Annotated in this window: 23 protein-coding genes and 1 pseudogene; 11 read left to right on the top strand and 13 right to left on the bottom strand. The window is 65.7% G+C overall.

The window, feature by feature from the left end; genetic code table 11:
* Nucleotides 1-515 precede the first annotated feature (515 nt).
* A complete protein-coding gene (locus OG876_RS35855; RefSeq protein WP_328521149.1) occupies nucleotides 516-860 on the bottom strand; it encodes a hypothetical protein in 345 nt (114 codons plus the stop codon).
* Between the two features lie 1,063 nt (nucleotides 861-1,923).
* Here OG876_RS35855 and OG876_RS35850 point away from each other — a divergent pair.
* Together OG876_RS35850 and OG876_RS35845 are read left to right on the top strand one after the other, a co-directional pair.
* A complete protein-coding gene (locus tag OG876_RS35850) occupies nucleotides 1,924-2,373 on the top strand; it encodes a hypothetical protein (RefSeq protein WP_328521148.1) in 450 nt (149 codons plus the stop codon).
* 616 nt (nucleotides 2,374-2,989) lie between these two features.
* Entirely contained in the window at nucleotides 2,990-3,415 is a 426-nt protein-coding gene (locus OG876_RS35845) for a phosphotransferase (protein ID WP_328521147.1), read from the top strand.
* A gap of 917 nt (nucleotides 3,416-4,332) precedes the next feature.
* Here the strand turns inward: OG876_RS35845 and OG876_RS35840 are convergent.
* Together OG876_RS35840 and OG876_RS35835 are read right to left on the bottom strand one after the other, a co-directional pair.
* Complete coding sequence (locus tag OG876_RS35840) at nucleotides 4,333-5,538, bottom strand: response regulator transcription factor (RefSeq protein WP_328521146.1); 1,206 nt, start codon at nucleotides 5,536-5,538, stop codon at nucleotides 4,333-4,335.
* Nucleotides 5,519-8,545: an ATP-binding protein gene (locus OG876_RS35835; protein ID WP_328521145.1), complete on the bottom strand. Its 3,027-nt coding sequence runs from the start codon at nucleotides 8,543-8,545 to the stop codon at nucleotides 5,519-5,521. The genes OG876_RS35840 and OG876_RS35835 overlap by 20 nt, the downstream gene beginning before the upstream one ends.
* Nucleotides 8,546-9,017: 472 nt before the next feature.
* Here OG876_RS35835 and OG876_RS35830 point away from each other — a divergent pair, with 472 nt between their 5' ends.
* A complete protein-coding gene (locus OG876_RS35830; RefSeq protein WP_328521144.1) occupies nucleotides 9,018-9,173 on the top strand; it encodes a hypothetical protein in 156 nt (51 codons plus the stop codon).
* On the opposite strand, the gene OG876_RS35825 is transcribed toward OG876_RS35830, so the two are convergent.
* The gene (locus tag OG876_RS35825) at nucleotides 9,151-9,906 is read right to left on the bottom strand and encodes a hypothetical protein (protein WP_328521143.1); all 756 of its coding nucleotides are present in this window, start codon (nucleotides 9,904-9,906) and stop codon (nucleotides 9,151-9,153) included. The genes OG876_RS35830 and OG876_RS35825 overlap by 23 nt on opposite strands.
* Nucleotides 9,907-10,945: 1,039 nt before the next feature.
* On the opposite strand from OG876_RS35825, the gene OG876_RS35820 reads away from it, so the two are divergent.
* A complete protein-coding gene (locus OG876_RS35820; RefSeq protein WP_328521142.1) occupies nucleotides 10,946-11,143 on the top strand; it encodes a hypothetical protein in 198 nt (65 codons plus the stop codon).
* A 385-nt stretch (nucleotides 11,144-11,528) separates the two neighbouring features.
* On the opposite strand, the gene OG876_RS35815 is transcribed toward OG876_RS35820, so the two are convergent.
* Nucleotides 11,529-12,410: a hypothetical protein gene (locus OG876_RS35815; protein WP_328521141.1), complete on the bottom strand. Its 882-nt coding sequence runs from the start codon at nucleotides 12,408-12,410 to the stop codon at nucleotides 11,529-11,531.
* 314 nt (nucleotides 12,411-12,724) lie between these two features.
* Here OG876_RS35815 and OG876_RS35810 point away from each other — a divergent pair, with 314 nt between their 5' ends.
* The gene (locus OG876_RS35810; RefSeq protein WP_328521140.1) at nucleotides 12,725-13,021 is read left to right on the top strand and encodes a hypothetical protein; all 297 of its coding nucleotides are present in this window, start codon (nucleotides 12,725-12,727) and stop codon (nucleotides 13,019-13,021) included.
* Between the two features lie 189 nt (nucleotides 13,022-13,210).
* Here the strand turns inward: OG876_RS35810 and OG876_RS35805 are convergent, their stop codons facing one another.
* From OG876_RS35805 to OG876_RS35785, 5 genes are all read right to left on the bottom strand, one after another.
* Nucleotides 13,211-13,384, bottom strand: a complete 174-nt coding sequence (locus OG876_RS35805; protein WP_328521139.1) for a hypothetical protein — start codon at nucleotides 13,382-13,384, stop codon at nucleotides 13,211-13,213.
* Nucleotides 13,385-13,778: 394 nt separating this feature from the next.
* A complete protein-coding gene (locus OG876_RS35800; RefSeq protein ID WP_328521138.1) occupies nucleotides 13,779-14,219 on the bottom strand; it encodes a hypothetical protein in 441 nt (146 codons plus the stop codon).
* 403 nt (nucleotides 14,220-14,622) lie between these two features.
* A complete protein-coding gene (locus OG876_RS35795) occupies nucleotides 14,623-15,513 on the bottom strand; it encodes an IS630 family transposase (RefSeq protein ID WP_442914047.1) in 891 nt (296 codons plus the stop codon).
* Between the two features lie 434 nt (nucleotides 15,514-15,947).
* On the bottom strand, nucleotides 15,948-16,481 hold the full coding sequence (locus OG876_RS35790; protein ID WP_328521136.1) for a flavoprotein: 534 nt from the start codon (nucleotides 16,479-16,481) through the stop codon (nucleotides 15,948-15,950).
* On the bottom strand, nucleotides 16,478-17,701 hold the full coding sequence (locus tag OG876_RS35785) for a helix-turn-helix domain-containing protein (RefSeq protein ID WP_328521135.1): 1,224 nt from the start codon (nucleotides 17,699-17,701) through the stop codon (nucleotides 16,478-16,480). The genes OG876_RS35790 and OG876_RS35785 overlap by 4 nt, the downstream gene beginning before the upstream one ends.
* Nucleotides 17,702-17,913: 212 nt before the next feature.
* On the opposite strand from OG876_RS35785, the gene OG876_RS35780 reads away from it, so the two are divergent.
* The 3 genes from OG876_RS35780 (at nucleotide 17,914) to OG876_RS35770 (ending at nucleotide 19,397) form a co-directional block, all read left to right on the top strand.
* A complete protein-coding gene (locus OG876_RS35780; RefSeq protein ID WP_328521134.1) occupies nucleotides 17,914-18,177 on the top strand; it encodes a hypothetical protein in 264 nt (87 codons plus the stop codon).
* A gap of 139 nt (nucleotides 18,178-18,316) precedes the next feature.
* Nucleotides 18,317-18,520, top strand: coding sequence for a hypothetical protein (locus OG876_RS35775; RefSeq protein WP_328521133.1), 204 nt, complete (start codon nucleotides 18,317-18,319; stop codon nucleotides 18,518-18,520).
* 118 nt (nucleotides 18,521-18,638) lie between these two features.
* Nucleotides 18,639-19,397: an aminoglycoside phosphotransferase family protein gene (locus OG876_RS35770; protein WP_328521132.1), complete on the top strand. Its 759-nt coding sequence runs from the start codon at nucleotides 18,639-18,641 to the stop codon at nucleotides 19,395-19,397.
* Nucleotides 19,398-19,644: 247 nt separating this feature from the next.
* On the opposite strand, the pseudogene OG876_RS44165 reads toward OG876_RS35770, so the two are convergent.
* Nucleotides 19,645-20,262, bottom strand: a pseudogene (locus OG876_RS44165) (nuclear transport factor 2 family protein); the annotation flags it as partial.
* Here OG876_RS44165 and OG876_RS35760 point away from each other — a divergent pair.
* The gene (locus tag OG876_RS35760) at nucleotides 20,261-20,584 is read left to right on the top strand and encodes a hypothetical protein (RefSeq protein WP_328521130.1); all 324 of its coding nucleotides are present in this window, start codon (nucleotides 20,261-20,263) and stop codon (nucleotides 20,582-20,584) included. The pseudogene OG876_RS44165 and the gene OG876_RS35760 sit on opposite strands and share 2 nt — an antisense overlap.
* Before the next feature lie 65 nt (nucleotides 20,585-20,649).
* On the opposite strand, the gene OG876_RS35755 is transcribed toward OG876_RS35760, so the two are convergent.
* Complete coding sequence (locus OG876_RS35755) at nucleotides 20,650-23,214, bottom strand: helix-turn-helix transcriptional regulator (protein WP_328521129.1); 2,565 nt, start codon at nucleotides 23,212-23,214, stop codon at nucleotides 20,650-20,652.
* A gap of 184 nt (nucleotides 23,215-23,398) precedes the next feature.
* Here OG876_RS35755 and OG876_RS35750 point away from each other — a divergent pair, with 184 nt between their 5' ends.
* Nucleotides 23,399-23,905 carry a hypothetical protein gene (locus OG876_RS35750; protein ID WP_328521128.1) on the top strand — a complete coding sequence of 169 codons (507 nt, stop codon included), beginning with the start codon at nucleotides 23,399-23,401 and terminating at the stop codon, nucleotides 23,903-23,905.
* Nucleotides 23,906-24,012: 107 nt separating this feature from the next.
* Nucleotides 24,013-25,704, top strand: a complete 1,692-nt coding sequence (locus OG876_RS35745) for a S8 family serine peptidase (RefSeq protein WP_328521127.1) — start codon at nucleotides 24,013-24,015, stop codon at nucleotides 25,702-25,704.
* Nucleotides 25,705-25,788: 84 nt separating this feature from the next.
* On the opposite strand, the gene OG876_RS35740 is transcribed toward OG876_RS35745, so the two are convergent.
* Nucleotides 25,789-26,544, bottom strand: a complete 756-nt coding sequence (locus OG876_RS35740; RefSeq protein ID WP_328521126.1) for an IclR family transcriptional regulator — start codon at nucleotides 26,542-26,544, stop codon at nucleotides 25,789-25,791.
* Nucleotides 26,545-26,614: the final 70 nt, after the last annotated feature.

Below are 26,614 nucleotides of genomic sequence, written 5' to 3'. Positions count from 1 at the left end.
TATTCCGGCCGGACCGCGCCAGGCTACGTCCTCTCAGACAGGGCGCTGAGAGGACGCAGCTTCGGAGCGGGAACGCCGACCCGACGTGGTGAGGTATCGGGTAGCGCTCCCAGTGGAACGGCGGAACGGACGCCGGGTGCAGGGGACTTGAGGAGAACGAGGCGATGTCCCTTGAGCACGTCCGCTCCGCCGGCTTGGTGGCAATGAGGACCTTGTGGGCGCGGTGGCGGAGGTGGTTTCTGATCTGCACGGGGTGCCCGAGTACGGCGAGGTGGTGCAGGGTCGGCAAAACCAACGGCTGCCCGTCGGATTCCAGGAGTGATTTGAGGAGGTCGAAGGCCGCACTGGGCGGTCCGGATTCTTCGACGTACACCTTGGTGAGCTGAAGCCCATGTTCAGTCGCGAACGTATTCAACTGTCGGTGGACCGTGAGGAGTTCGCCGGTATTGCGCACGAGGTGCAAGGAGATGAACCCGAGGGGGCTGGCGTCGCCGACATGTGCGTTCTTTGCGCACCTAGTCGGCGATCACGATCGTGATGCCGTTCGACTCAAGTCGCTGTCGTACCGACGACGGGTCGCCGGTGCCCTCGAGATGTTGAACGTCCGGCGTGATGATCATTCGCTGGACTTCCTGCATCACGACCGCGAGCAGATCGTGGAAGGCCTCGGGCGATGTCTCGATCTCCTCGACGTGAATTGCTACGAGCTGCACACCCCGAGTCTGAGCCGCTTCGATGATGAGCTTCCGAGCGTTCGCCAACTCGGTCTCGTTCATGAGGAAGTGCTTCCGGATGTAGCCGTGCGCCCGCATGGCGTCGCCCCGCTCGTAGCGATCCGTATCTGGAAGAGTGCTAGTCATCGGTCCCACCGCCATGTCATTCGTTGCGGCCGGACAGGTCTCGCGCCAGGTCCGTGATCATTGCGATAGTCGGCCTGCGGTCAGGCAGATCACGATGAACAGCGGCGTCGTCATGATGGGCGTCCTTATCGGTTGTTGTAACGCTCTGTATCCACACCATGGCGCTGTGGCCGCCGTCCCCACTACAGGCAGTGCTCGTCGAGCCGACCTATCGGTAGTGCCGATAGACGCACCGGATGCGGTCGGGCCAACCTCACAGAGCCGCCTAGGGACGAGGAGTGACGATGACGGCACCGCAGCCGATGCTCGACTCCGCCTGTTGGGATCGGCCGGAGCTGCTTCTCGTCCTGGCAACTCGTGAGGTGGCCGGCATCTTTCGCTGGTTGCAGCGGCACGGCTGGAGCCAGACGCAGATCGGTGGCCGGACCTACAGTCCCAGGGCGAGGTCTCGGAGATCCTCATCGGTCGCCAGGTCAAGGCGTACGACGTCCTCGAACGCATCGCCGACGCATTCGACATTCCGCGCGGCCGGATGGGGCTCGCATACAGCTCGACGGGCCAAGGCGAGATCGACAAGTCGCGTGCACTGACGAGCGACGATCGCAGGAACTTCGCCGGCGCGGTGGCGAGCGCGGCGTTCGGATCGGTGAATGATCAGGCTCGGAAGTGGCTGCCCGAGGTGGTCAACAGAGTGGCCGCTGCGCCGCCGGTGATCTCCGAGACTGACGTGGAACAGGTCGTGTCGATGACCGCCGAGTTCCGGAAACCTCAATCAGCGTTACGGCGGGGGGAGCACCGGTCGACGCTGCCCGTGGTTTCTACGGCTACGCACGGCGGATGATCCACTCCACCGCCGATCAGCGCACGCACCGGGACCTCAAAGTGTCGCTCGCAGACTTCAGCAGCCTGCTCGGGTGGTCGTTCCACGACATCGGCGATCAAGCCGCGGCTCGACGCTTCCTCATGAACGCACTCGTGCTCGCCAAGGACGCGGACGAGCCGTCTCTGGCTGCGTCGATCCTGTACCGCCTGGGGTCGGGTCAGCATGTAGGAAGCTCATCCCGTGGAGGCGTTGAAGATGCTGCAACTAGGCCAGCTCGCCGCGCAGGACGCAGGCGATCCAGCTGAAGTCGCCAGGCTGCACGCCAACGAAGCGTTGGCCTACGCGATGCTCGGCAAACACGGCCATGTCGCCGATGCGCTCGCTCGTGCGGAACACGAGATGGGACTTGCCGACAAGCGCAGCGTCTCGCCCTGGACGACCCTGTACTTCACTCCAGGTGACTACACCGGACATCAGGCGCTGGTGTACAACTCGCTGTCGGCTTACGCGAAGGACGATGCGCAAGCTCGCGAGTACGCCCTACGCGCCGTCACATTGCGCAACAGGCAATCACCGAATCCGGCCCCGACAGATCGCGCCGAAGTCGGACGTTCGATCCGATCATATTGTCGACGAACCTCCTGCGTACGAACGAACTGGAAGTCGGCATCGACGTGGCTCGTGACGTGATCAATGAAGCGCAACATCTCCGCATCGGCCGCGGACTCAGCCGCCTGGCCGAGATCGGCACCGCAGCCTCACAACACTCTGGCAACTCCGACGCCGTGGACTGTTACACCAGCTCGATTCCGTCCGCACAACAGCGCCGAAGGCACTCACCGCATGACGAACCTGTCCCCAGAGCTCGACCAACGGCTCAAGCACGCACTCAAGGGCATCTGCCAAGAGGCCAGCCTTCTGCCAGACGAAGCCGAGCTGATCAAGTACACGAACAACGCCGTGTACCGGCTTCCAAGCCAGGGCGTCGTTGTCAGATTCGGCGCTGGCGACCTGGCCAGCCAGCGGGCGGACCATGTCGCGCGAATCGCCACCTGGCTGGAGCTCCACGACGCGCCGGCCGTCAGGCTCGCGCCAGGTCTGATCCAGCCCGTCTTGTTCGAGAACTACTCGGCAACAATCTGGCAGCTCCTCGAAGGCGGCCACCCCGCATTGACCGGCGCCGAGTTGGCAGCACCGTTGCTCGGCTGGCACAAACTCGAGCCCATGTCCGGCCTCAAGCCCTGGGACCCGTTCAGCAGTGCGCGCAGCCGACTCGCCATGGCCGACGGCCTCACGGCCGACGACCATGCCTGGCACCCAGCAATGGGCCAACATCGAATCCGATTACCGCGCCCTCACGCCCGACCTCCAGATGGGCCTGCTCCATGGCGACGCCTACATCGGCAACCTCCTACGTGAACCCACCGGCCGCGTCGTCCCCTGCGACTTCGACGGCACCAGCATCGGCCCGCTCGCCTATGACCTGGCTGTCGCCGCTGTCAGCGCTCTACGCTTCGGCGCGATCCAAGACCACGAGGCCCTAGCCACCACCTACGGCCTAGACGTCACCACCCTCCCCTCCTGGCCAACCCTCAGCCGCATCCGAGAGCTGGTCCTCGTCACCAGCGTCATCACCGACCTGCGCAACCGCCCCGACATAGCCAAGGTCCACGCGCATCGGCTGGCCACTCTCAGATCGGGCGCCAACGAACTGTGGCACCGCTACAAGTAGCAGTTGTAAGCACCGGTTCAGAAGAGGTCGCGGCTGGTTCATCCGCTGCGTTGCCTGTCGTGGCCTTGCCGACTGTGGCATCCAGCAGGTCGGCGAGTGTGAGCGGCTCGCGGCCGAACGGCGTCGCGAAAAGAGAGGAGCCGAGCGCAGACCAGCGCCTCGTACGGCGCACCGTGCGGCACCAGTCGGCTGGAAGGCCCGTGTCCAGGCCGAACGAGTCGGCAAGCGCGCCGAGCTTGTAGGAGGCGCGGCCGGGGAGCAATCGCCGAGCGAGCTTGAGGGTGTCCAGGACGCGGGCGGGTTGGAAGCCGGCAGTTTCGTCCGAGTACGCCGAGATCGACGCACGCATTGTGGACGACGAACACCTTGTCACTCAGCGCGTGGCGCAGTTCCTCTTCGACGTCGGCAACAATCGGTGCGTCTGCGAGCTGGTCGTCGGTGATCATGTGGAGGCGTCGCGCCATCGGAGGCGTCGGCCTTTTAGGCGGGCGGACCAGCCAGCTCGGACCCATGAATGCTTACCGACTCTGGGTGGCCGCATGGTAGTCCCGTCGGATGCAGTCGACAGGGCCGTCCCGTGGGTGTGCACGGTGACGTCAAACATGAGTCTCCGCGACCGTGGCACTCCTCGTGGTGATCGCTTGCCGATGGCGTGGTGCGAGCTATCTGAGGCAGTCCGCTAACTCGAAGCTCTAAATGCATGCGTAGTCGATTCAGATCGCTGAGGTGCGCATGCTGGCTCGGCGACACTGTCGGGGTCGCGAGACTCACGTGAGACCGCATTCCTGGCCGACGCGTTCGTCGCCTGGGACCGGTGTCGTCGGCACGTCTCAACTCGCCCTGATCCCTCGCGGCCCTCACCGCGTGGTCCGCAATCACCTGGTGCTGAGTCACAGTCCAACGTCATGAAACCCGAGCTAGCCGTCGATCCAGCTGTCGAGTCGGCTCCAGTTCGCCCCCGGGTCTGCGAGGACCTCGACGTCGCGGTTGCCGGTGATGGGATCCGCGAAGAGCATCGGTGCGACAGGATCCGGTTGGCTGCGTCGGCGTTGCTTGATTCCGTCGAGCACGTGGAGAACGCCGTCGACCGACGAGAACCACGGACTGACTGAGACAGGTGCGGATCCGTCGCCCCGCAGCAGTAGGACGGTTCCGCTCCGGATGGGCAAGTTTGACCGGTAGACGACAGGGCGAGGCTGGCCGAGGCCGATGAAGCAGAGCGTCTGGACGTCGAAGGCCGCTCCGTCATAGTCCATCGAGGTCGCCACGCCGACCTGCCACGGCCAGTTGCTGGTGATCCGGTGCGCCGCCTCGACGAGGAAGCGGCGTAGCGCGTTGCTGTCGTCGTCGGTGGGTTCGTACCCGCTGTGCGCGATGTCGTTGCGGAGCTTGACCAAGCTCCGCATGTCCTGTGTCGACTTCTTGTGGGGCGAGAGTGCCCGGCACAACGTGGAGAACGCAGAGCCCGGCACGGCGGCTGGCCGCAACGCGTTGAGCAGCGAGTTCCAGGTACCGAGGCTCGGCCGGGCGATCTGATCTGCCGAGAACCCGCGTAGCGGACCGGCCTCCGCCGGTTCGAGTGTGGCGAGTCCTAGGAGCGCGGCGAACTGAATGACGCCCTCGAACGCGCGCAATCCCTCGGTGACGACACGTCCCGGTGGCGCGGCCCGGTATCGAGCGAACCGGTGCGCCAGCGGGCTCGGTCCGATTGCGGCGATCCCTTCGAAGGCCTCGGCATGGGCGCCTTCGAGGAGCGCCGTACAAAGCGGCTCCAGTTCCGAGAAGGCGTCCTCCTTGAAGATCCAGTTCTTCGCGCCAAGTCGCAGCGCCTGGACGGTCTGCCGCTGCCCGCCTTCGCCGGACAGCGCCATCACCGGGAGCCGGGATCCGGCATCCTTGAGGCGCTCCAGCACCCACAGGCCGCCCCAATCGTCAGGCGGCATTTTCATGTCCAGGATCAGCAGGTCGTATCCGCCCAGGAGAACCTCATCGAGCGCCTGTTGCCCGTCGGCAACCTGGCGTACGACGGCGCCGGCGGCACGGAGGGGGTGGCACAGTGTTTTCGCGACGTCGACCTGGTCGTCCGCGACCAGAATCCGCGCGTCACGCAGGATCGGATTCATCACGGTCGTCTTCCACAACTTCTTGCGCCAGCGGCACTGTCGCGTGCCATCGCGTGCCCTGCTGGGACGGTGCCGCCTCCAGGCTGCCGCCGATCCGACGGAGCAGGGCCTGGACGCCCAGCAGCCCCAAACCGTTCCCACCTGATTTCGACGTGTTGACCCGTCGCCCATCGGCGAGTGCTTCGGCGATGCCATCGGGCAGCCCCGGCCCATCGTCGGCGACCTCGAGCACGGCCTGCCGGCCGTCGTGTGTCCAGTCGAAGGTGACCGTGCCGCCACCGGGCATGGCCTCGACTGCGTTCTTGACGAGGTTGTCCAATACGGCGCGCAACGACGACTCGTCCAAACCGACGTTGACCTCGTCCGCAGTGCGCGGGGGCACGATTGCTACGTGTGCCGGCACCCTCCGCAAGGCCCGAGCCGCATAGTCTCTGAGGAACTCTGCCAGCGCGACCGCGTCGTCGTCGGGTGTACGGAGCAGAGAGCTGTTCGCCCGAATGCGCTGGGCTAAGGCCTTGGCCTGGTCAAGGTGCTCGCTGGCGTCGGCCATACGACGCAACTCCGCTGTACGTCCGCCGCCTGTGGTCATTGCGGCTTGCCGTGCGGCGGTCAGCTCGTTCTTCAGATCGTGCAAGAGGTTCGCGATCGCGGCGCTCAATGGAGCAGGAACTGGCACCAGCGCTCGCTCGACCGCCTCGCGCACCGGCCCGCGCTCGGCCAGACCCCTGCGCGGCAGGACGCATTCCAGTGCGTCCGCGCCCGATTGCAGCCGTATCCGCGGGCTTACTTCACCCCACACCCTGACCAAGAATCGCGCTTGCATGATCGGGATCTGCACTGGATTGAAGGTGATCGAGCCGTTCGCGACGTGGACATTGATGGAGCGCCGATCTTGTGTCAACGCCTTGGCGAGGCCGTCAAGGACAGCCAGCTCCCCAGCTGAGAGACACAGGCCGGGTACGTCGCCGTGCACCGTGATCCTGTCCCGGTAGAGCATTGGCCACTCGGCCAGCAAGAACTCCCGGAGCTCTCCGTCGCCCCCGTCGATCCCTGCAGCCCGATAGGCGCCGGCCAACTGGACCACGCGGCCCATGTACGCCGTGTCGATGTCTCCAGGATTCTCCAGCTCGGCCAGCCAGTCCAAGGCCTGTACGAGCTCAGAACGGAGGCCGCCCTGGGAGGACTTGTCGCCGGTCATTGCGTTCACGAAGTACTGCTCGAGGCCGTTCGGGTCTAGCAGCGCGCGCGTCTGCGCGTCCAGGAGCGTGTCGACCGCCTCGGCCCAGAGAAGCATCTCCTGCGGCCGCGCTGCGAGATGAGCGCCGAAGAGCCGGCGCTTGATCCAGATCCGCGCCTTATCCGGAGACCCGCTGGCCGTCGTAGCCAGATGTGCCGCCAGGAACTTGGTGATGACCTGGTTCCTGGAACGATCGGCATACGCCTCAGACCCGTCGGCGAGGTGTTCCGCGGCGTCAACGACCAGCATCGCTGCTCGGTGTCTCGCTCCGGTCTTGCTGCGGTCCGGCTGCCCCTTGACCCGAAGTCGTCGGCGCAGCCGACTGCTGTTGATCGTCAGCGTCGCCTGGCAACGAGAGTCATGATCAGGACCCGTCTTGTCGACTTCGAATTCCCTGATCAGCCCGGCTGCGGTAGACAGCTCCTGCAACTTGGTCGAGGGGTCGGCCGGCCTGGGGCGTGCTGGCGCGATGAGCGCGACGGCGGCCTCCCATTGGCTGGGCCAGTGGTTGAGCAGGGACGCTCGTGTGTTCTTGGCAAGGAAGACCGCTGCCATGGCGGCCTGGAAGGCTGTGGCAGCGATGTCGACGCTGATCGAGCTGCGCTGACCGGCCCCCAGCAACAGTCCGGGACCCAAACCCATCTCCAGCAAGGCCTTAGCGTAGACGTCGTTCCGCGTACTGTTGAACGACAATGTTTCCGGTGGGCTCTTGATGGCCTTCTGCGCGACGGACAGCGCGAACTCGTACTCCAGAACTTTGCTGCCGACGAAACCCAGCAGCAGGTTGTCTCTCTGCGCAGAGGCCTGCACGCCGCGGGTGTTCTCGTAGGTCCAGGACGGATGCATGAATGCCTGGCTGAGCAACGGCAGGCGCGAGCTATCGAGCTCGAACCCAGCTATCACCTCGTCCAGGATCCGTCGGTGTTCCCGCGGCGCCTCCACGGGAACCGACCGGGGTGGCTCCGGAGCGCTGGGGCGGCCGAGGGTCAGCGCCTGTGGATAGTACTGGCGTAGGTAGCGCTCGGCAGCCGCGGCTCGAGCGGTCTTCTTGGCCGGCCCGTCGCCATCGGCTCGCCGCCCCCTCGAGTCAACGAGCCGTGCAGCGAACCACTTCGAGTGGTCTGGGCCCTTGCTCTCGTAGTGCCAGTCGACAGTGAGCCCAGATTTGCTGGCCATCTGCGGGGCGAGCGTCACGGGGTCGAGAACGGTGGCGCTGGCGCTCTCGAATATTCGATCGACGAAGGAGGCCGCGAAGCCGTGTACCTTCTCCTCCTCCCCGAGGAGACAGAGCATACCTAACAACTGCAGCAGAACCCGGGTCGCGATGCGTTCCGGTAGTTTGGCCGGGGCGATCGAGCGGCCGAACAGGCCCGCGCCCCGCAGCCAGCCAATGCTGGCTGACCATTGCCCGACGTTGGTGCGAGCGAACGCGACAGCGGCGCTGAGGCCGCCAGCTTTGTCGTAGTTCCGGCGCGCGTAAAACGACAGTGTCAGCTCTCGTGACAGCCAGCTGCTTCCGAGGATCTCAAGTGCCTTCAATACACCGGGAGTGAGATGTGGAGCCTCGGCGTGGTGCTCGTACAGGTACGAGTCGTGCGTCAGTGCGGCGCCCAACGCTCCCTCAAGCCGACTCTGCGTGACCACAGCAGGGTCGAGACCGAGCTCCGGGATGACAGCAGACCAGTCGGCGGGTAGCACCGAACCACGGAACGCCTTCGCGTACCCCACATCAAGTGTCTCCATTGTCGCGGACATGACATGCTTATTCATCCCGTTGTTCCCCCAGGTCGCACATCCCCGACCAGCCCCCTCCCCAAGCTGCCGATCGGCTCACAAGTTTGATTGCCAACCACCGGTCCGGTCAAGCACGCACCACAGACGGTTCCGCGCAGGATTTGCACAGTTGGCGTTCAGCGGACCGGCGTTGAATTGTCGGGCACACGACCAGGAGGTCCGATGAGTGAGTCTTCCGCCGTGGCTGAACACGCTCTCGCTGGACGCAACGGAGGCGTGGGTTGAACACGCAGAAGGCGTGCTCCGCCCCCGTGGCCGTGACCGGAAGCGATCGGATCCTAGGGTGCACGGGGACTCGTGAGGCTCAATGAGTGCCGTACGCATCGAGTCGACGCGGTGCGTTCGGTTGATTCGCGCGCGGATAGCGCGGTGGTAGTCCACGCGGCGGGGGACTCGAGCGCTGCAGGCTTGCGGATTCGAAGGCTACGGGCAGCTGATCCGGCAGTTGGTGGACGTCAACATCGCCTATCTCCACCACGTCGTCAATGCCGGCGACAACCTGCCGCTCGAGTTCGGCGAACGTGGACCACGCCTGATCGTGAACCGCGCTGGCGCGGACCTCGCCGAACGCGCTGACGACGTCAGGAGCGGTCTGGCCCAATGATCTCGATCGGCTCGCTTGCCCTCGCCAACCCAGACATCGCTGACCGGCTCAAGCGGGATGAGAAGCTCAACGTTCCCGACCCGAGCAGCTTCCATGGCGGCGACGACCACACGGGGCTGCACCGACTATCCATCACTCTCGCCTGACCCTCGGCCGACTCTTCAGCCGTTCCTTCGAGCGCCTTCGACCCGTCGTCGAACCGGGGCGGGTTCGGATGGTGAGGCGTCTTGCGGACCTTGAGGGCCGCGTCCTCCTTCGCAGCGTCCCAGTTGACCTTGAACCGCAGTGCCTCGATCTGAGCGCGCCCTTCGTGATGGTCCGCCGCGACGTCGGCCGGCACCCGTCCTGCGCGCCGTGCCGCGTGCACACTGCCGGATTGAACCTCGAGGAAGCCGAACTCGTGAAGCTCGTTGTGCGCCTCGTACACCTCCGGAGTAATCCCGTAATACGGGCGGCGGGTCGTGTCGGGCGCACCGACGCGTTCCGCGTAGACCGCTGGTTTGCGTTGCGCGAGATCGGCGAACATCAGCAACGTCACGAGTTCCCGCGGCCGCAGCACGAGATGCCAACCGTTCCGGAAGAACGCAGGCGGCCGGACCAGGGCCGACTCGTTCTGACCGGTCACCAGGTACGGCGTACCCCGCTGAGTCTCACCGAGCAGGAGCCAGTGATCCCAGCGCCCGGAATCGGCGCTACGCGGCTCAGCCAACTGCAATGCGTTGAGCCGTCGCACGGCCCGGACGATCAGGCGCCGGCGTTAGTCGTACCGTCGGTCGACGGCCGTGAGGTTGGCCCAACTGTCGGTACCGTCCGCATTCTTGATCTTGGAGTCGAATCGGCGGCCGGGTTTCGTGTGTTTCGTGGCGACATACAGCGCAGCGAGGTGGAGTCGCAGTGCGAGCTCGCCGGGCCGGGACAGGACGGTGAGTGGAGGTCGCGTGTCGACGTCCTCCCGAACCCCTGCGCGGAGTGCATGTTCGTGTTCACTTGCACGGAAGGGCGAACGGTCCGGGTCAGGATCTCGGGTGACATGGCGTCCGTCGCGGAGCCGGAAGGATCCTGTTCGGATGGCGACGCCGTGATGGTGCTTGAACATCGTCTGGTTCAGCCCCGACGCCGTGTGAAGACTTGCCCGGTCAGCCGTCAGTGTCTGCAATCGACGTGCTCGATCCTCTCAGTGTCCGGCGGTGACACGCTCAAACCACTCCCTACGACGTGCATTGTCCAATGAAGGCGCCATCAAAATATCCCCTGGAGCGGCGACCACCGACGCGGTCCATAAGTCTCTACTCAATTCCATTCCCTAGTAGCAATTATGGACCGCTTCGGTGGGACAAAGACACCGCTTCGATGGCCGTACGAGCGGGGTGGAGGGCCGCCAGGGTTCCGTCACTCTGGGCCCATCACCCCGATCGCGGAGCCTTAGAGAACGAGTCAGGTATGAGTGCGCTCCGTCCGCCGGATGGAGCGCCATTCGGCCAGTTCCAGTTGCTGGTTCTGGTCGTCACCGTGGTCGCGTTCGGCGCGGTGATGCGCTGGCTGCCATCAGAGAGGCGCTTGCGTGCGCAGTCATCGGCACGCTCTGGGGCGCGACCTGCACGCTGCTTGCGAAGTACCGTCCATGAGCGCGGGGCGGGCGTGAGATCCTCGGCCGGTGGGCAAGCAGGCGCGTATGTGGTTTCGGTGGGCGGTTCCGGCACGGTCGGACGGTCGGTCTCGGCATCGGCATATTCCTCGGCCAGCGCATCGACACGGACGCCTGGGGTGCGCTGGTGGAGTGGCTCGGCGCCGCAGGGACCGTTGCCGCGGTCCTCCTGGCATTGCACATCGCGAATCGCGAGGCGGAGGCCAGCCGAAACCGCGCGATCGCCGATGCGAGCGAACGCAATCAGCGAGCGATGGCCGAGCGGCTGGCACTTCAGAAGCGCGAGATGGTCGAGACCCGTGAGCACGAGAACCGTGCGCGCTGACGCTCTCGATCGCGAGCAACGCGAGGCGGAGGCCTCGCGCCTCCAGGGGATCCGCGACGCCAGCTTGGTCCTCGGAGAGGTCGATGCGCCGGCCGATGATCCGCAGGACATCAGCCCCGAGTGGTGGATGGTGTTGAAGAACTACGCCACTCATCCGGTGATCCACCCTCGCCTGGACCTTCCTTCATTCGGAGGGCGGAACCGCGAACTGGAAGTTCGACGACCCCGCCGCCTCCACGACTCTCTCGTGGCCATGCGCCCGCTGGCCGACTACCGGAGGGGAGAGCGCCGAGACGCGAGCCCGAACTGGGGGCCCGGATCGTGGACTCGAACTATGACGGTCGCGATGTCGTCGTCGCCGGCGTTCATTGCCGCCGAATAGCGCTCAGCGGCAGGACGTCGGCTCGGTGGAACTCTCGAACCTGCTGAGGGTCTTGGCGTCCGCGGTGCCCTGGGTGTAGACCGGGACCGCTTTCGTCGGCTTGCCGACCAGGCGGAAGGGTGCGCTCTTGGTGCCGACGATCTTGCGGTAGGTCTTGCCGCCCGTTGCATAGGTGATCTGAATGCCCCACTCGAAATAGCCGGAACATCCGGTTGCGCTCACCGTGACGACTGCCTGATCGTCGTGTGTGACCTGGAACTTACGTCCGAGGGGCACCGTTCTCACCTTCGGTCCAGCCGGCTGAACTCCGTCGCCATCACCGCCCTGAACACCGGCGTCCTTCGCGGTCCTCTTGTCGAGGTCAACTTCCAAGATTCGCTGGTAGCTGTCTCCGCATCCACCGAGTGGGTCGTAGACCCACTTGGGATCGATCTTCTTGTTCGCGTAGATGACTGGCTTGATGCCGAGGACCTGAATCGTCGTCCCGATCTTCGCTCCGATGCTCAGCGTGACAAAGCCGTGCCCGTAGGCGGCTCCGCGCTCGCTTGTGAGCGTATCCCTGACATCGGTGCCTGCAATCAGCCGCACTTTCGTGGCATCGGTGTTCCATGGCATCGCTCCGACGGCAGTTCCACCATCACAGTCGGGCAGAACCGGCCAGGCTGGGTCGCTGACCTCAATCGAGTCTTCCGTCTCGGCGACTGGCGTCGGTGCGCCGTTGCAGACGTTTCCCGATCCATTGATGTTGCAGTTGTTGTTGCCATCGCCCCCAACCTTCGGGCCCTCATCATCCTTTGTCAGCTCGATGATCATCAGCGGGATCGCGATGACGGCGGCTATGGCTGCGATTCCGGCCCACCACTTCTTCCCCAGCTTCTTCTTCATCGGCTCGCTCCGTTGCCTTGATGGTGATTCAGGCATAGCTGAGCTCGGTCGTGTTGCACGTTCCCCCCTGCGTATTCGATCGGACCGCTACGCGGTCCACCCCGGGGGCGAGCATACGCACACGACCGTACAATTGCGAGCCTTCGTGATTTGCTACTGCCGAGTTCGTTAGCCTCGTCAGAACGTCATTCAGTGCCCAATTAGCGGATGTCCCGATCCCGGGAAGCGGCCCAGGTTGTGTACCTGCGGTTCACCGCCCACCAGCCGAACGAGTGCTGGCAGTCCGACTTCACCCCTACCCGGTGGTCGGGGACGTGGAGATCATCAGCTGGCTGGACGACGGCTCGTGCCACGCCCTGCACGTGACCGCGCACCACCGGATGACCGGCCCGATCGTGCTCGCCTCGTTCCCTGAACCCATTGCCCAGTACAGAATCCCGGCCTTCACGTTGACCGAAAACGGGATGGTCTGCACCACCCGACTGTCGGGCGGGAAGGGCGGTCGCAACGGCCTCGCAGCCGACCTGTGGAAGCTGAACGTCATCCGGAAGAACTCTCGCCCCAATCACACCACCACCTGCGAAAGGTGGAGCGGTTCCAGCAGACGGTGAGGAGCTGCCTACCCGCCCAGTCCACGACTCTGGCGGCTCGACCAGTTCGCCGAGCTCTACGATCAGCACCGGCTGCACCGATCACTGCCACACCGAGCACCCCGCGACCGCCTACAGGCCCGCCCGAAAGCAACTACCAGCCGCGACCGCCGGCGAGGTCCAGCACCGCGTCCGCACCGACCGCGTCGACTACACCGGCGTGGTCACGCTGCGGGTGAACGGACGGCCGCACCCATCGGCATCGGCCGAATCCACGCTCGAACCCACGTCCTGACCTTCGCCCAGGACCTCCAGGTCCGCGTCGTCGACGCCGCCACCGGCGAACTCCTGCCCGAACTCACCCTGGACCCCACCAAGGACCACCAACCCACTGGCAGACCACCCGGACCTATCCCCAAACGAAACAGGTGAACCCACATTCCATGGTTCACTTCTCCGGCATGTCCTTGGGACATGGCACGGTGCCCAGGCAGGATTCGAGCCGGCTACGCACAGTTCAGGAAGCCGGCGGCGACGTTGCGGCTACGTGATCCAAACGCCCGGCCTGAACTGGCTTGACTGGCGACGTTTGTAGTTACGATCTGCAATGTACCGGGGTGGGGCAGGCCGCTTGACGCTGCAGAGTGCCCGGTCGGACTGCTGGCCGGAACTCAGATTCGCTCGTGAGTTTAGGCTTTTACACGCTCGAAATGTTGCTGTGGGCAAATTCTTGCCGTCACAGTTCCGTGAGACGCTGACAAACCCTGGACACCGTTGATCATCGACGAAGGACGAAACGGCAGGTCAGAAGCCAGATATGCTTATCCCAAACGAGATGGCCGCCAGGCTCAAGAAGGTCTACACCATCTTCGAAGGCACCTCCGAAAATCCAGAGATTGGTGACCGCCCGCGCCATTCCGGCGTGCGGATCAGCTAAACCGACCCGGCGCCCGCTACGCAGACGCTCCGTGCTCCGCTCCTCCCACGCCTGCTGCGCCCGCTTCCACCCGCCCTCCGGCTGCCGCCGGTGCATCCTTTCCGGCAAGCTCCGGGCTTGCCGGTTTCCGCCGGCGATCTGCGGGCTCTCGCCCGCGAAGTCTCGATAGCGCTCGCGGGCAACCGCTCCGTGGCCACGCCGACCGGATGAATGAACAATCACGCCCCGGCCGCCGAGCTCGAAGGTGCGGACCGAGAGCGTGGCGAGCTGTGTCGCCTGCATTTGATGGGGGTCAGGCACTCGTGTCGACGGCTCGTGAGTTGAACTGGCAGCGAGCGTCACGCGTCAGGCTGTGGGGATGGGCTCGCTAAGCTGCGTGGCGTGACTGGGGCTTTCGAGGGGTGGCCGAGGTCTGCCTTTGATGCGTTGCTGGATCGGTTGCCGCGAGGCGGCCCCTCGGCTGCGAGGAATGGATTCACACCCCGGCCGCGGCAGATCACGTGCTCGCGGCCTTCTCCCAGCTACGCCCGCTGGCACGCTGGCTGGTCAGGCATGTCGCGCAGCCGCGACCGTGCCGCGGTGCGCCGGCTCAAACAACGCGCGGATAACGTCGTGATGGTCCGCGACGCACCGGATCTCCCCATCCCCGCAAGGCACCGGTTCCCGCACCCCACCTAGTGCCTCGTCAAGCAACGTTGGGTAGGTAATCGGGTCGGCGGATCTTGGAGTCGACGGCGAAGTGTCGTTTGGGCCGGGCGCGCTTGTTGCGCCAGCGGACGTAGCCGGCGATCGCGTTCTCCTGGGCGGTGTGGTGGGGGTAGTCGCTGCCGTCGAGGGTGAAGTAGCGCAGGGCGGTGAACTCGCACTCGATCCAGTTCAACCACGACGCGTTGCTCGGCGTGAACACCAACTCGACCCCGTTCAGGCCGCACCAGTCGATGACCTCGGCCTTGTTGTGCGGCCCGTAGTTGTCACACACGACGTACAGCTTTCCGGCCGGGAAGCGGTCCCGGAGTTGCTTGAGGAAACCGAGGAACTCCCGCCAGCGCTTGCGGTCGCGGAACCGGTAGAACGCCTGCCCGGTGGCCAGGTCGAGCGCGGCGAGCATGTGCCGCACCCCGCCGGTGCGGTTGAACGTGGCCCGCAACCGCGCCGGGCGCCTCGCCGGGAACCAACCCCCGCCAGGCCTCGGCTGCAGGTTGAGCGGGCCGAACTCGTCAGCACAGATCACCCGACCGTCGGCCGGCGGATCGTCGTACAGGGCGAGGACGCGGGCCATCTTCACCGCGAAGTCCGGGTCACGGCTGGCCTTCCACGTCTTGGTCGCCTGCCACCTGATCCCGGCCTTGCGCAGGATCTGGCGGACCGACTCGGCACTGATGGCGATACTCTTGTGCTCGGCCAGGTACTCGACCAGCTTCGACAGGCTCCACGTCGTGAACGGGCGGCCCAGCTGCTGCGGCGGGGTCTTCGCGACCCGATACACGGTCTCACGAACCGGGGGGGCCGAACCGAGGTGGTCGGCCCCCGCTCCATTTTGGGTCCAGCGCCGCGAACCCCTGTTCGTTGAACGCATGGATCACCTCCCGCGCATACTGCGGCTTCATCGCGAACATGCCCGCCGCCCCGCCGCACTCCGCCCTTGCGCCGAGGCCAGCACGATCCCCGCCCGGCGCAGCCGCACCCGATCCCTCGTGGTCCGCGTGATCCGCACCAGACGCTGTGCTTCCTCAGATTCCAGCGACCGCACGAACACCTCAGCCTGTCGAGCCATCACCACCTCCGACAGCAAGCCTCCAAACCCACCACCGAACCGGTCAACCCGACACGGCTACAACCCCAACGTTTCTTGGGGCGGCACTAGCTGTACGAACGCGCGCAGTCGTCCTATCCGCTTGCTTCACCGACCGTGGTCACCGATCCTTCACCTAGGCCATCGCGCCGCACCTCCGTCGTGTTGATATGCAGTACCCGGATGGCAGCGTCACTGCCATCCGTGCCTGGGGATACTCAGTTGCGCACGGCCTCGATGGCGAGCTTCCAGGGGTAGCTCGTCATCGCGGTATCACCGGTACGCGGCGGGTGCGGCTCGAACTCGCCCGGACCGAAGAGGATGCGGACACCTGCGTTGCGCAGTGTTTCAACGCTTTGAGAGAATGCGTGGTTTCGGGCCAGCGCCTGATTGACAAACGGAAGTACGACGATCCGCACTCCGAGCCCAGTGAGCTCCGCCAATTGCGTGAGAACGTAGTTGTCTGCGATCCCCGCGGCCCATTTGTTAATGGTGTTGTAGGTGGCGGGAGCAACGATTACAGCATCGGGCTGTGGTGTGGGCGTATTGCCAGCTGTGCGGTACGTCGTCCGGACAGGATGCTGCGTGATCCTTGCCAGCGAATCCGTATCGATGAAGTGCTCTACAGCGCTATCGGTTGCGACGCAGTAGACATCCCACCCATCACCATGGGCGAGGTCGAGCAGGTCTTGAACTCGCTTGGCCGGCCCGGCGCCACAGATGAACAGATGCAGTACGCGACTTGCTGTCATGCCGTCAGACCTGCCCGCGTCGCCATGTTGTGGACTGTCCGACTGAGCGATCCGTTGGTGCTGGTCAGGAGGGCTCGCAGCAGAGCATGTGCCAGTGGTCGGCATCGCACCTCTTGCGGTGCAAGTCGTTCTGCCTCGTTCAAAGACCGCACCGCCTCTTCGTACCTTCCGGTGTAGGTGTAGGAAGTGGTTAGGTCGAGCAGATAGTTCGCCCGACGCTCGGCGGGCAGGGAGACCATGATCGTAGGATCGATATTCGCGACGTATTCGAGCGCCCGGCCGCCCTCGCGAAGGCGCGTCAACGCCGCCACTCGATGAGCGGCGACATTTGCTGGACCGAAGACGGTGTCATGCGTCCGATGCTCGTCGCCCAAGCGTGCGACGACGGCATCGGCCTCATCGTGCATCATCAGCGCGACTGCATGATCATCAATCCTCGCGGCTGCTATGGAAGCCGCGAGAAACAGCATGCCGAACAAGGGCAGCAACTCCCCGTCGGACTGTTGCAGGTCCGGGCGCATCCGGCCCGCCATGTTCGCCAGCGCCGCGATCGCGTCAGATTCCTGGCCCGCGCTGGTCATTGCTCGCGCGACACTCCGAGTGGCACGAGCCAAGGCCACGGTGTCATCGGTTGGCAGCGCTGCTTGCATGGCTCGGTCGGCCGCGAGCCAGGCAATGTGGTTCGCGTCGAACTTGAGCAGCATCGATGAAGCGAGCCTGTACGTCATGACCAGGGAACGTCGTGCGGCCAGCTGTTCGGGCCCGGTGGACGCAATCTCAACTGCGATCTGGGCATCGTCAATCAACTTTGGAAGATGCTGAGCAACTGCCGTGAGGTTCGAGGACAACCAGGCTTGGCCTAGGTAGTTCAGCTGCCGCACGATTTGCGCGTGGGTTGTCGGGGTTGCGCTCGACAGGTTCGCAGAAAGGGCAGGATAGCGGCCGAGAGCAGATCGAATCGCCTGCACTTCGACGGCGTCCACGCAGTCGGCAGCGCGGTGCGCTGCTGGACCGTCTGTCAGTATCTCAGGGGTCACTCCGAGTGCGTCAGCCACGCGCTCGAGCATCGGCAACCGCAGGATGCTGCGCTCGCCCTTCTCGACCTTGTCCAGCCATGACATGGACCGCCCCACCATGTCGGCGAAGCGCTGGCGGTCGAGGCCGCGACGCTGACGCCAGTACCGCACCCGGCTACCGATCGCCTGCGCCTGGTCATCCATGCCCGCTCGCACCTCCCTACTGCTGGTCACCCACAGCATAGCTAGCCCTGAGTCACACATTTTGTACAGCCAGTGTCTCGCGCCTGCTCGTAGATTCGCCACATGAGGCCCAGCCAGGCTCGGCAAGGCCGGTCCGGTGACGTCGGAGCTCGTACGAACGGGGAATCGTGGGTACGCGTTTAGTGTGTGGCTACTTCAGGAAGGGATTCCTGATGAGTGGGGCCGAGGCGGCGGTACTGAGGCAGATGATCCTCGATTGCGCGGTGAGTCATGAGATGCCGCTCGATGCGATCTACGTGGATGAGTTGGACACTGCGCCCGCCCAGCTCACGGAATGTATCGCTGCGGTCGTTGCTGCTGACGAGTCAATCCTGATTGTTCCGAGTCTGCTGCACTTCGCGGGCCTCGGCAATCCAGTTGAGGTTCGAGCTGATTTCGAGAGACACGGGGTGACGATTCTGATTGCTCAGCAATGAGCGATGGATGCCTTATCCGTGCGAGTAGAGCTGCAGCGTCTTCGCCGCAACCCCGGGGTCTGGCGTGAAGCGTTCTGGAAGACTGCCCAGGCTCGCGCACGCTGAGCCGCCAGTCGCAGGCGGTGAGGAATGCCGGGGCGTGTTCGACGACGAGCGCGCTGTTGCCGGCGGCAACGAGCGTGGCGAGCGTGCGGACGAGCAGTGCGACATCGGTTGCTTGGAGGCCGACGGTGGGTTCGTCCAACACGTACAGAGCTGTTGCCTTCGTCGGACGGGCGAACTTCTTCGTGAGCTTGAGCCGGTGCGCCTCGCCGCCAGGGAGGCTCCAGCCCGGCTGGCGTAGGACCAGGTAGCCGAGTCCGAGCGAGATCCAGCGCTTCATCATCGCCCGAGCCATCTTCGGCATGCGGATCCGGTAAGACTGCGGGCGCCGGAGGGTGTGGTCGCGCGGGGTAATTCTGGTGACGGGGGTGGTTGGCGTCGTGATAATGGCGGGCGTGGAGGAGGTTGAGGTTGTTGTTGCGCATAGTGAGCGGGTGACTTTGCGGGTTGGGGATGTGTTTTTGAAGGTTGACGGTGATCAGGCGCGTATGGACGTTGAGGTCGAGGCGATGGCGTTGGCGCCGACACCTACTCCGGAGGTTTTGTGGCGGAAGCCGCGTGTGCTTGCGATCGCCGCCGTCACGGGGACTGCGCTCGGGCGCCTCGGGGAGCCGTCGACCGCGTCGCCGGCGGCTTGGGGTGCGGCAGGTGCTGCCGTACGGGAGTTGCACGAGGCGCCGTTGCCGCCATGGTCCGGTCCGAGTCGCGACGAGATCGCGTCGCATCTCGACGCGGAATGCGAATGGCTCATCACGAGCGGCGTCCTTCCCACCGACTTGGTCACGCGCAACCGCGAGATTGCGGAGGCTGCGCTCCGGCCGTGGACACCGGTTTTCACGCACGGGGACTTGCAGATCACCCACGTGTTCGTCGACGGTGACAAGGTCACCGGCGTCATCGACTGGTCCGAGGCGAGCCAGGGCGATGCGATGTTCGACCTCGCCACTTTGACGCTCGGACACGAGGACCGCCTTGGTGATCTCATCGCGGGCTATGGCGCCGACGTCGACCTCGAGGTGATCCGGCGTGGTGGTCGCTGCGAAGCCTGGGGGCGGCCCGCTGGCTGGTCGAGCACGGCTTCGACCCAGACTCGCCAGGCTGCGAGTTCGACGTACTGAGATCCCGGATGTAAGGCTGCACGACCTCGACTGGCGGCTCACCTTGTCGTCGGCCGCTTGAGCGTCGCGGCCCCGAGATGCCAGATCTTCGCTTGGATTGGGGGATCCGGCACCCGGAGCCCGCTGTTCGAGTTGAGTCGTCCGACAGTAAGCGTGCGGTGAGGGCGGTGTCGGTGCCGCGGTAGTAGTAGACCTTGCCGTCGCGGAAGCGCCACCAGTGGTGCAGGTCCATCTCGCCGGATTTCCCGGTTCGGGTGCTTGTCATGGCGAAGTGGATGATCGCCATGACATCGGTGTCGTTGGCTGCGATCGACAGTGGAGTGAACTCGGTGATACTGACCGCGCCACCCAACTCCTTGAAGAATTCGGGCACCTCGGCCTTGCCGTGTTTGACGCCGTACCAGGGCGCGGCCGACGACTCGGCTGCGGATGCCCAGTCGACGTCGTCGGTGAGTTGGTCGACGATGAAGCCGACGTCACCGCGGCCGAACGCGTCGTAGATGGCCTCTACCGTGCGGATGTTGTCATTCACGATTGCTCCTCGGGTTCCTGGGGCCTCTGCTCGCGCGCTCTGCAGGCCACTCGCTGTCCCGACCTGGCTGCGAGACGTGCGACCCCTTCCTCCAGCTGCGAGGCGCGGCCCAGATGTAGACCGCTCGCTGTTGTCGAGGACGTACGCCGTCTCACGGCTCACAAAGGTTGCTACAGGCAAATAGCAGCTCTGTACGAAGTTTCCTCGCGCCGCGAAGTCCGGGGGTGGCTCTGCTGATCTGAGGGGTTGTCCCCGATGCGGTTGCCTGGTCGGCGGACCGACCGTAGGGGCAGGGCCAATGCCCGCAACAGCAGCCTCGGAAGGGAAAGTCATGAACAGCAAGCATTCAGTCGTCGCTGTGCTCGCGCTCGCGGTGGGCGCGGGCGCGTTCGCCTCGAGCGAGGCGTGGGCAAGAGATCCGGTCAAGGAGGAGCAGCCGGCGTACGTCGTCCCGCGCGATCCGGGCCCGCCGAACTATCCGGACTTCGACCCGCCCGATCAGGTCAGCCCGGTGGAGTCCACGGGAACCATCGCGGCGTCGTCGCACGACACCGGGCTGGAGGTTGTTCAGGCCGGGGCGTCTGCACTCGGCGGAGCGGGCGTCGCTTGCGGCGTCATGTGGCTGTACCGCCGTCGCAACCGGCTGGCCAGTTGAATCCCGGAGCGCCGTATCTGTGCACCCGCGCAGATACGGCGGACCGGCGGAGCATGCTCAATGGCCTATGTCGTGGGGAGGTCCAGCTGTTGAGCAGTCTTCGCGGCTTCGCGACGGTTGGGGACACCGAGCTTGCCGAGGATCCGGGAGACGTGGTGCTCGACGGTCTTGTCGGAGACGAAGAGCCGAGCGCCGATCTCCGCGTTGGTCAGGCCGTCGGCAACGAGCTGGAGCACCTCGACCTCGCGGGAGGTCAGGCCGGCCGGGTTGCCTCGTGTGCTTGGTCGCAGCCCACGTGGCACTCGTTCGCCCAGGCTCCGCAATCGTTCGGCAGCGAGCGTCGCGGCGGGACGGGCACCGAGACGGTCGAGGATGTCGAACGCCTGGGTCAGCGCGGTTGGTGTGCCGACCTCGATCAGTGCCAAGGCCTGTTCGTAGGGTCGCTCGAGTGTGCACCAGGCGGCAGCCGCCTGCTGCCACTCGCCGTTGATCTCCAAGGCGATCTGGGACGGTGTGCCGGCCGGTACGTCGTGAGGGTCGCCGAGTCGTGTCGCCCAGGAGGTCAGGTGGCCTCGATGGTGAACGGTGAGCGGCTTGTCGTTCCGGCTGAGCGCGTTTCTTATCGAGCTGCGGGCACTGTGCAGGTCGCGGTGTAGCCACGCTTCCTCGGCGAGCGCCAACGTGACCGGGACGATCCGCTGCATGTCCTCGGCGGACTCGGCGCGCTGCAGTGCCTCCAGGAGCGTGGAATGCGCGTCCGGCTCGCCGCGGCGCATGGTGATCGTGCCGATTGTGGTCAGCGCCGGGATGTGCCCGACCGCCATCGTTCCGGCTCGTTGCAGGACGCCCCAGGCGTCGGCGAGGGCGTCGTCCCACCGGCCGCGTCTCAGCTCCACGTCGGCCAGCACCGAGGTGATGCACACCCATCGCAGGGTCAGGTCGTGGTCCTCGGCATGCCGGAGCCCGTCGGCGATGACGGTGTCGGCGCTGTCGAACCGGTCGTTGTCGACGAGGACGGTTGCGAGGTTCGCATAGGCCCGTCCGCTCAGGTGGCCGAAGCCGTACTTCAATGCATCCTGTAGGGACTGCTCGAGATGGGTGACTGCGCTGTCGACGTCGCCGTAGTAGTAGGCCAGCGCCCAGCCGATGGAGTTGAGGGTGTTCGACTGGCCGTACGGGTCGCCGGTCGAGGTGGCGATCTCGAGGGCGCGTCGAAGCGTCACGATGCCGTGCTGTGGGTCTGCGGTATCCACCTCGAAGGTGCCCGCACCCGTCAGGGCTCGACCCAGCTCGACAGTCGGCCCATGAGGTTCGAGTACCGCGACGGCGTCGGAGGCATGCTGGAGTGCCAGATCGCCGCGCCCGAGGTACCACGCGATGTACTCGAGGGCGATGTGAGCCGCGCCGACCTTGATCGGGTCACCGATCTCGTTCCACAGTTGCAGGGATTCCTCAGCCGCCGTCAGGGCCTCGTCCATCTGATCGGTGACCATGCATTCGGCGGCGAGCGCACCGAGCAGCGTGGCGCGCTCGCTCGCTGGTTGAGGTGAGGCGAACCGCAGCGCAGTCCGGTAATGGTGAACGGCTTCGCGATGTGCCCCGAGATCGGCCGCGCGCTGAGCCGCCCGGAGGCCGTAGCGGAATGCGCGCTCCGTCTCGTAGGCCGCCGCGGCATGGCCGGCCAGCCGCGCGACATCGATGCCACGCCGCTGCTCGAGCGCTCGCAGGATGGCCCGGTTCACCGTGGCTCGCCGGATCGGCGGGATCTCGTCGGCGATGGTGGCTCGCGACAACTCATGGCGGAATCCGAGTTCAGTCCCGAAGGTCATCAACATGCCCTGCGCGACACAGTCGTCGACACCACCGGCGTCGGCGCCACCGGCCTCGATCAGGAGATCCGCCTCGAACCGCAGGCCGAGCTGAGAGGCGACCTCCAGAACGCGCCGGCCGTGGACCGGCAGCAGGGCTGCCCGAGCGAGTACGGCGTCGCGGATCGTGCCAGGCGTGCTCGATCCTGCCGCGAGGCACTCGGTGACGAAGAAGGGATTGCCCGACGTCTGCCGGAACACCTCCGCGGGATCGAGGCCGGATCCCGCGACCAGGGCAGCCACACCCGACTCGGAGAGCGAGCCCACCGAAACCCGCCGTGCCACGCCCAACCGGGCGAACTCGCCGATCGATCGCGTCAGCGTCGCGTTCGATCTGATCTCGTCGTCGCGGTACGTCGCGATGAGCATCGCGGGCAGGTCGTCCAGGCGGCGCCCGGCGTACAGCAGGAAGTCGGCCGTCGCGTCGTCGGCCCAGTGCAGATCCTCGACCAGCGCGATGGTCGACTGCCGCGCGAGCGCGTCGAGAATCGCGGCGAACAGTTGATCGCGGGGGAGCATGGCGTCGACCTCGAGCTGCGCCGCGATGTCGATCAACGGCCCGAGCGGCCGAGGCGTCGACAACCCGTCGCACGAGCCCGCGACGACACGAACCGCCACGTCCGCAAGGAAATCCGAGACGAGTGCCGACTTGCCGCTGCCGGCTTCGCCTGCCACCAGGACCAGAACGCCCGATCCGTCCCGGGTGTCCTCGAGATACTGCGACAGCGCGGCCAACTGGGGACCGCGCTCGATCAGCGCCATGGTCTCACGCTAGGAACCGGCCGAGCCCCGGGTCAACGAACGACCGCCAAGATAGGGGTCGGCCGACGCCAAAGTAGGGGACTCACACCGACGCCGTACACGGTCCTCGCCCCGCATCCTCGTGGCATCCGCCAGGCTCAGGAAGGGGCTCGAGATGAATATCAGGCTGGCCATCGGATCGGCCGTGGCCACGATTGCGCTCATGGTCACCGCCTCATCCGCTGCCGTAGCCCATCCGCAGCACGGTCTGGCGTCGCTGCGGCAGGCCACGGCTAAGTACCACAGCATCGCCGTCGCAGAGCAGAGCAAATACGCCTTGCTCACCGATACCCAGGGAATCGCCTGCATCGACATGCCCGGCATGGGCGGCATGGGCATCCACTGGGCCAACTCCTCGCTGGTCGGCGATCCCGCCATCGTCGCCAACCGGCCCGAGGCGCTCGTCTACGCCCCCGCCCACGACGGCACCCTCCGGCTCGCAGCCGTTGAGTACGTCGTGATCAAGTCTGCGTGGGACGCGACACACACAGCGCCGCCCAGACTGTTCGGGCACACGTTCAATCTGACGACCGAGCCGAACCGGTTCGGGTTGCCGGCGTTCTATTCCCTGCACGTCTGGGTCTGGAAACACAACCCGGCCGGCACCTTCGAGATGTGGAATCCGCGAGTCACCTGCCCGCCGGGAAGGTGAAAGTCAGTCGCTTGCTTCGGAAATCCTGACAACGTCGTCGCCTTCTCGGGCGCCGTACCCAGCCCTAGCGTGAGCCCCGTCACACTCACTCCAGGGAGGGGATCCTCGTGAGGGACGTCCGGAGAAGTCCGTTCGCGGTGACCGGGGCGATCGCCCTGGTCGCTGCCACGCTCGCGGTACCGGTCACAGCCGGTGCTGGAGCTACGGGAGTCACTGGGGGAGACACCGAGTACCTGGTCCTGCTCGAGACGGGGGCGGACCGCAACCAGGCCATCGCGGCGGTCAAGGCCGCCGGCGGTGAAGTGGTCAAGGAGAACGCGCATCTGGGCACGCTGACCGTGCGCGCGGCGGCGTCGGGGTTCGTCGCCCGCGTGTCCGCGTCCAGCGCGGTCGAGGGCGCGGCCCGCAGCCGGCCGATCGGCACGGTGCCGCAGCAGAAGCCGCGCACGGTCGAGCGCGAGAACGGCGGGACCGGCAAGGCCGGGGCGGGCAAGAAGACGGTCGGGATGGACCCGCTCGACGCGCAACTGTGGGGTCTGCGGATGGTTCGCTCCGACCTGGCGCGGCAGGTCCAGCCGGGCAAGAAGTCGGTCAAGGTCGGGGTGCTCGACTCCGGCATCGACGCCCGCAACCCGGACATCGCGCCGAATTTCGACTGGAAGTTGTCCCGCAACTTCGCACCGGACATCCCGGAGATCGACGGCGTGTGCGAGTTCCGCGGCTGTGTCGACCCGGTCGGCTGGGACGACAGCGGTCACGGCACCCACGTGGCCGGCACGATCGGTGCCGCGGTCAACGGCGTCGGTGTCTCCGGCGTCGCGCCGAACGTGACGCTGGTGGAGATTCGCGGCGGCCAGGACAGCGGCTTCCTGTTCCTCGGCCCGGTCACGGACGCACTCGCGTACGCCGGTGACGTCGGACTCGACGTCGTCAACATGTCGTTCTACGTCGACCCGTGGCTGTACAACTGCACCGCCAACCCGGCCGACAGTCCGGAGGCGCAGGCCGAGCAGCGCACCATCATCCGCGCGATGAACCGAGCGCTGAACTACGCGCACAACCACGGCGTCACGCTCGTCGGCGCGCTCGGCAACAACCACGAGGACCTCGGCAAGCCGCGCACGGACCTCAGCAGCCCGGACTTCCCACTGAACACGGCGTACCCGCGGCCGATCGACAATGCGACCTGTGTCGACCTGCCGGCCGAGGGTCCGCACGTGATCGGTGTGTCGGCGCTCGGTCCGTCGACCACGAAGGCCGACTACTCCAACTACGGCCTGGAGCAGACCGACGTGTCCGCCCCCGGTGGGTGGTTCCGCGACTTCTTCGGGACGCCGCAGTTCCGGACCAACGAGAACCTGATCCTGTCCACGTACCCGGTGAACGCATTGCAGGTCGGCGGGCTGGTCGACGCGACCGGCAACATCACCCCGGCCGGGGTCGCGGCCGGGGCGCAGAAGCAGTGCCCGGGCGGTGTGACGGAATACACCAAGTGCGGGTACTACTTCGTGCTGCAGGGCACGTCGATGGCGTCGCCGCACGCCACCGGTGTGGCCGCGCTGATCGTCAGCCAGTACGGCAAGAAGAGCCACGGTGACTTCGGGATGAACCCGGACAAGGTCGGTCGGATCCTGATGGACACGGCGCAGGCCCGGGCGTGCCCGAACCCGCCGCTGCAGACCTACACCAACGAAGGGCGGTCGGACGAGTTCAACGCGCTCTGCGAGGGGACGCGCAACTTCAACGGCTTCTACGGCCATGGCATCGTCGATGCCTACGCCGCGGTGACCCGCCACTAGCCCGAACTGATCGGTTGGCGTCTCGACGATGGAGTCGCCCCCTCGAAGTTCGAGGGGGCGACTCCGCCGATTCCGGCCGCCGGGTCAGTCCAAGGCGCCGAGCAGTTCGTCCGAGATCGCCTGGGCCTCGCTGATCAGCAGCGGGACTGCCGCCTTGCCGAGCTCCGGCGTCATCCGGAAGGCCGGCCCGGAGACCGAGATCGCCATCGAGACCGGTACGTCGGGGACCCGTACGGCGTAGCAGACGACACCGAGCTCCTGTTCGCCGTTGTCCCTTGCGTATCCCGTGCGGCGGATCCGGTTCAGTTCGGTGCGGAGCTTCGCCAGGTCGGTGATGCTGTGTTTGGTCGCGGCCGGCAGGCCGGTCCGGCTCGTGATGCGGGCTACCTGGTCGTCGGGCAGTCCGGCGAGGATCGCCTTGCCGACCCCCGTCGAATGGGTGTGCGCGCGGTGCCCGACCTCGGTGAACATCCGCATCGCGTGCGGCGAGGGGGACTGGGCGATGTAGACGACCATGTCGCCTTCGAGCACCGCCAGATTCGCCGACTCGCCGATCTCCCGGGCGAGCGTGTCCAGGTGCGGTTTCACGATCGGGCCGAAGTCGACCCGGCCCGCCAGTCTCGCCATCCTGAGTCCGAGCCCGTAATGGCGGTTCGGCAGCTTGCGGACGTATCCGAGCGCGACCAGCGTCTTCAGGAACCGGTGCGTGGTCGGCGCCGGCACATCGATGGCGGCCGAGAGATCGGTCAGCGACGAATCGCCGCTGTCGGCCAGTAGCTCGAGAAGGTGGAAGGCCCGTTCGACGGATTGGACACTTCCCGACGTCCTGTTCTCCACCATCCTGCTCTCTGTCTCGGACCCGATCGGGACTCAAGCATAAGTGCTCCGCCCACCCCCTCCGTGCGGGCCG

This window comes from Kribbella sp. NBC_00359, from assembly GCF_036097425.1.
Taxonomy (GTDB): Bacteria; Actinomycetota; Actinomycetes; order Propionibacteriales; family Kribbellaceae; genus Kribbella.
The sequence above is the reverse complement of the archived record's forward strand: the minus strand, read 5'-3'. Positions and strand labels throughout refer to the sequence as shown.

What these genes read in the sequence shown, in the direction of transcription:
- OG876_RS35845 (WP_328521147.1), top strand. Translation starts at nt 2,990, where the DNA reads ATGCCTGGCACCCAGCAATGGGCCAACATCGAATCCGATTACCGCGCC.
- OG876_RS35785 (WP_328521135.1), bottom strand. Translation starts at nt 17,701, where the DNA reads ATGGATGACCAGGCGCAGGCGATCGGTAGCCGGGTGCGGTACTGGCGT.
- OG876_RS35755 (WP_328521129.1), bottom strand. Translation starts at nt 23,214, where the DNA reads ATGGCGCTGATCGAGCGCGGTCCCCAGTTGGCCGCGCTGTCGCAGTAT.
- OG876_RS35740 (WP_328521126.1), bottom strand. Translation starts at nt 26,544, where the DNA reads ATGGTGGAGAACAGGACGTCGGGAAGTGTCCAATCCGTCGAACGGGCC.
- OG876_RS35835 (WP_328521145.1), bottom strand. Translation starts at nt 8,545, where the DNA reads ATGAATAAGCATGTCATGTCCGCGACAATGGAGACACTTGATGTGGGG.
- OG876_RS35800 (WP_328521138.1), bottom strand. Translation starts at nt 14,219, where the DNA reads ATGCAGGCGACACAGCTCGCCACGCTCTCGGTCCGCACCTTCGAGCTC.
- OG876_RS35815 (WP_328521141.1), bottom strand. Translation starts at nt 12,410, where the DNA reads ATGAAGAAGAAGCTGGGGAAGAAGTGGTGGGCCGGAATCGCAGCCATA.
- OG876_RS35855 (WP_328521149.1), bottom strand. Translation starts at nt 860, where the DNA reads ATGACTAGCACTCTTCCAGATACGGATCGCTACGAGCGGGGCGACGCC.
- OG876_RS35790 (WP_328521136.1), bottom strand. Translation starts at nt 16,481, where the DNA reads ATGACAGCAAGTCGCGTACTGCATCTGTTCATCTGTGGCGCCGGGCCG.
- OG876_RS35760 (WP_328521130.1), top strand. Translation starts at nt 20,261, where the DNA reads ATGAACAGCAAGCATTCAGTCGTCGCTGTGCTCGCGCTCGCGGTGGGC.
- OG876_RS35840 (WP_328521146.1), bottom strand. Translation starts at nt 5,538, where the DNA reads ATGAATCCGATCCTGCGTGACGCGCGGATTCTGGTCGCGGACGACCAG.
- OG876_RS35795 (WP_442914047.1), bottom strand. Translation starts at nt 15,513, where the DNA reads ATGCGTTCAACGAACAGGGGTTCGCGGCGCTGGACCCAAAATGGAGCG.
- OG876_RS35780 (WP_328521134.1), top strand. Translation starts at nt 17,914, where the DNA reads ATGAGTGGGGCCGAGGCGGCGGTACTGAGGCAGATGATCCTCGATTGC.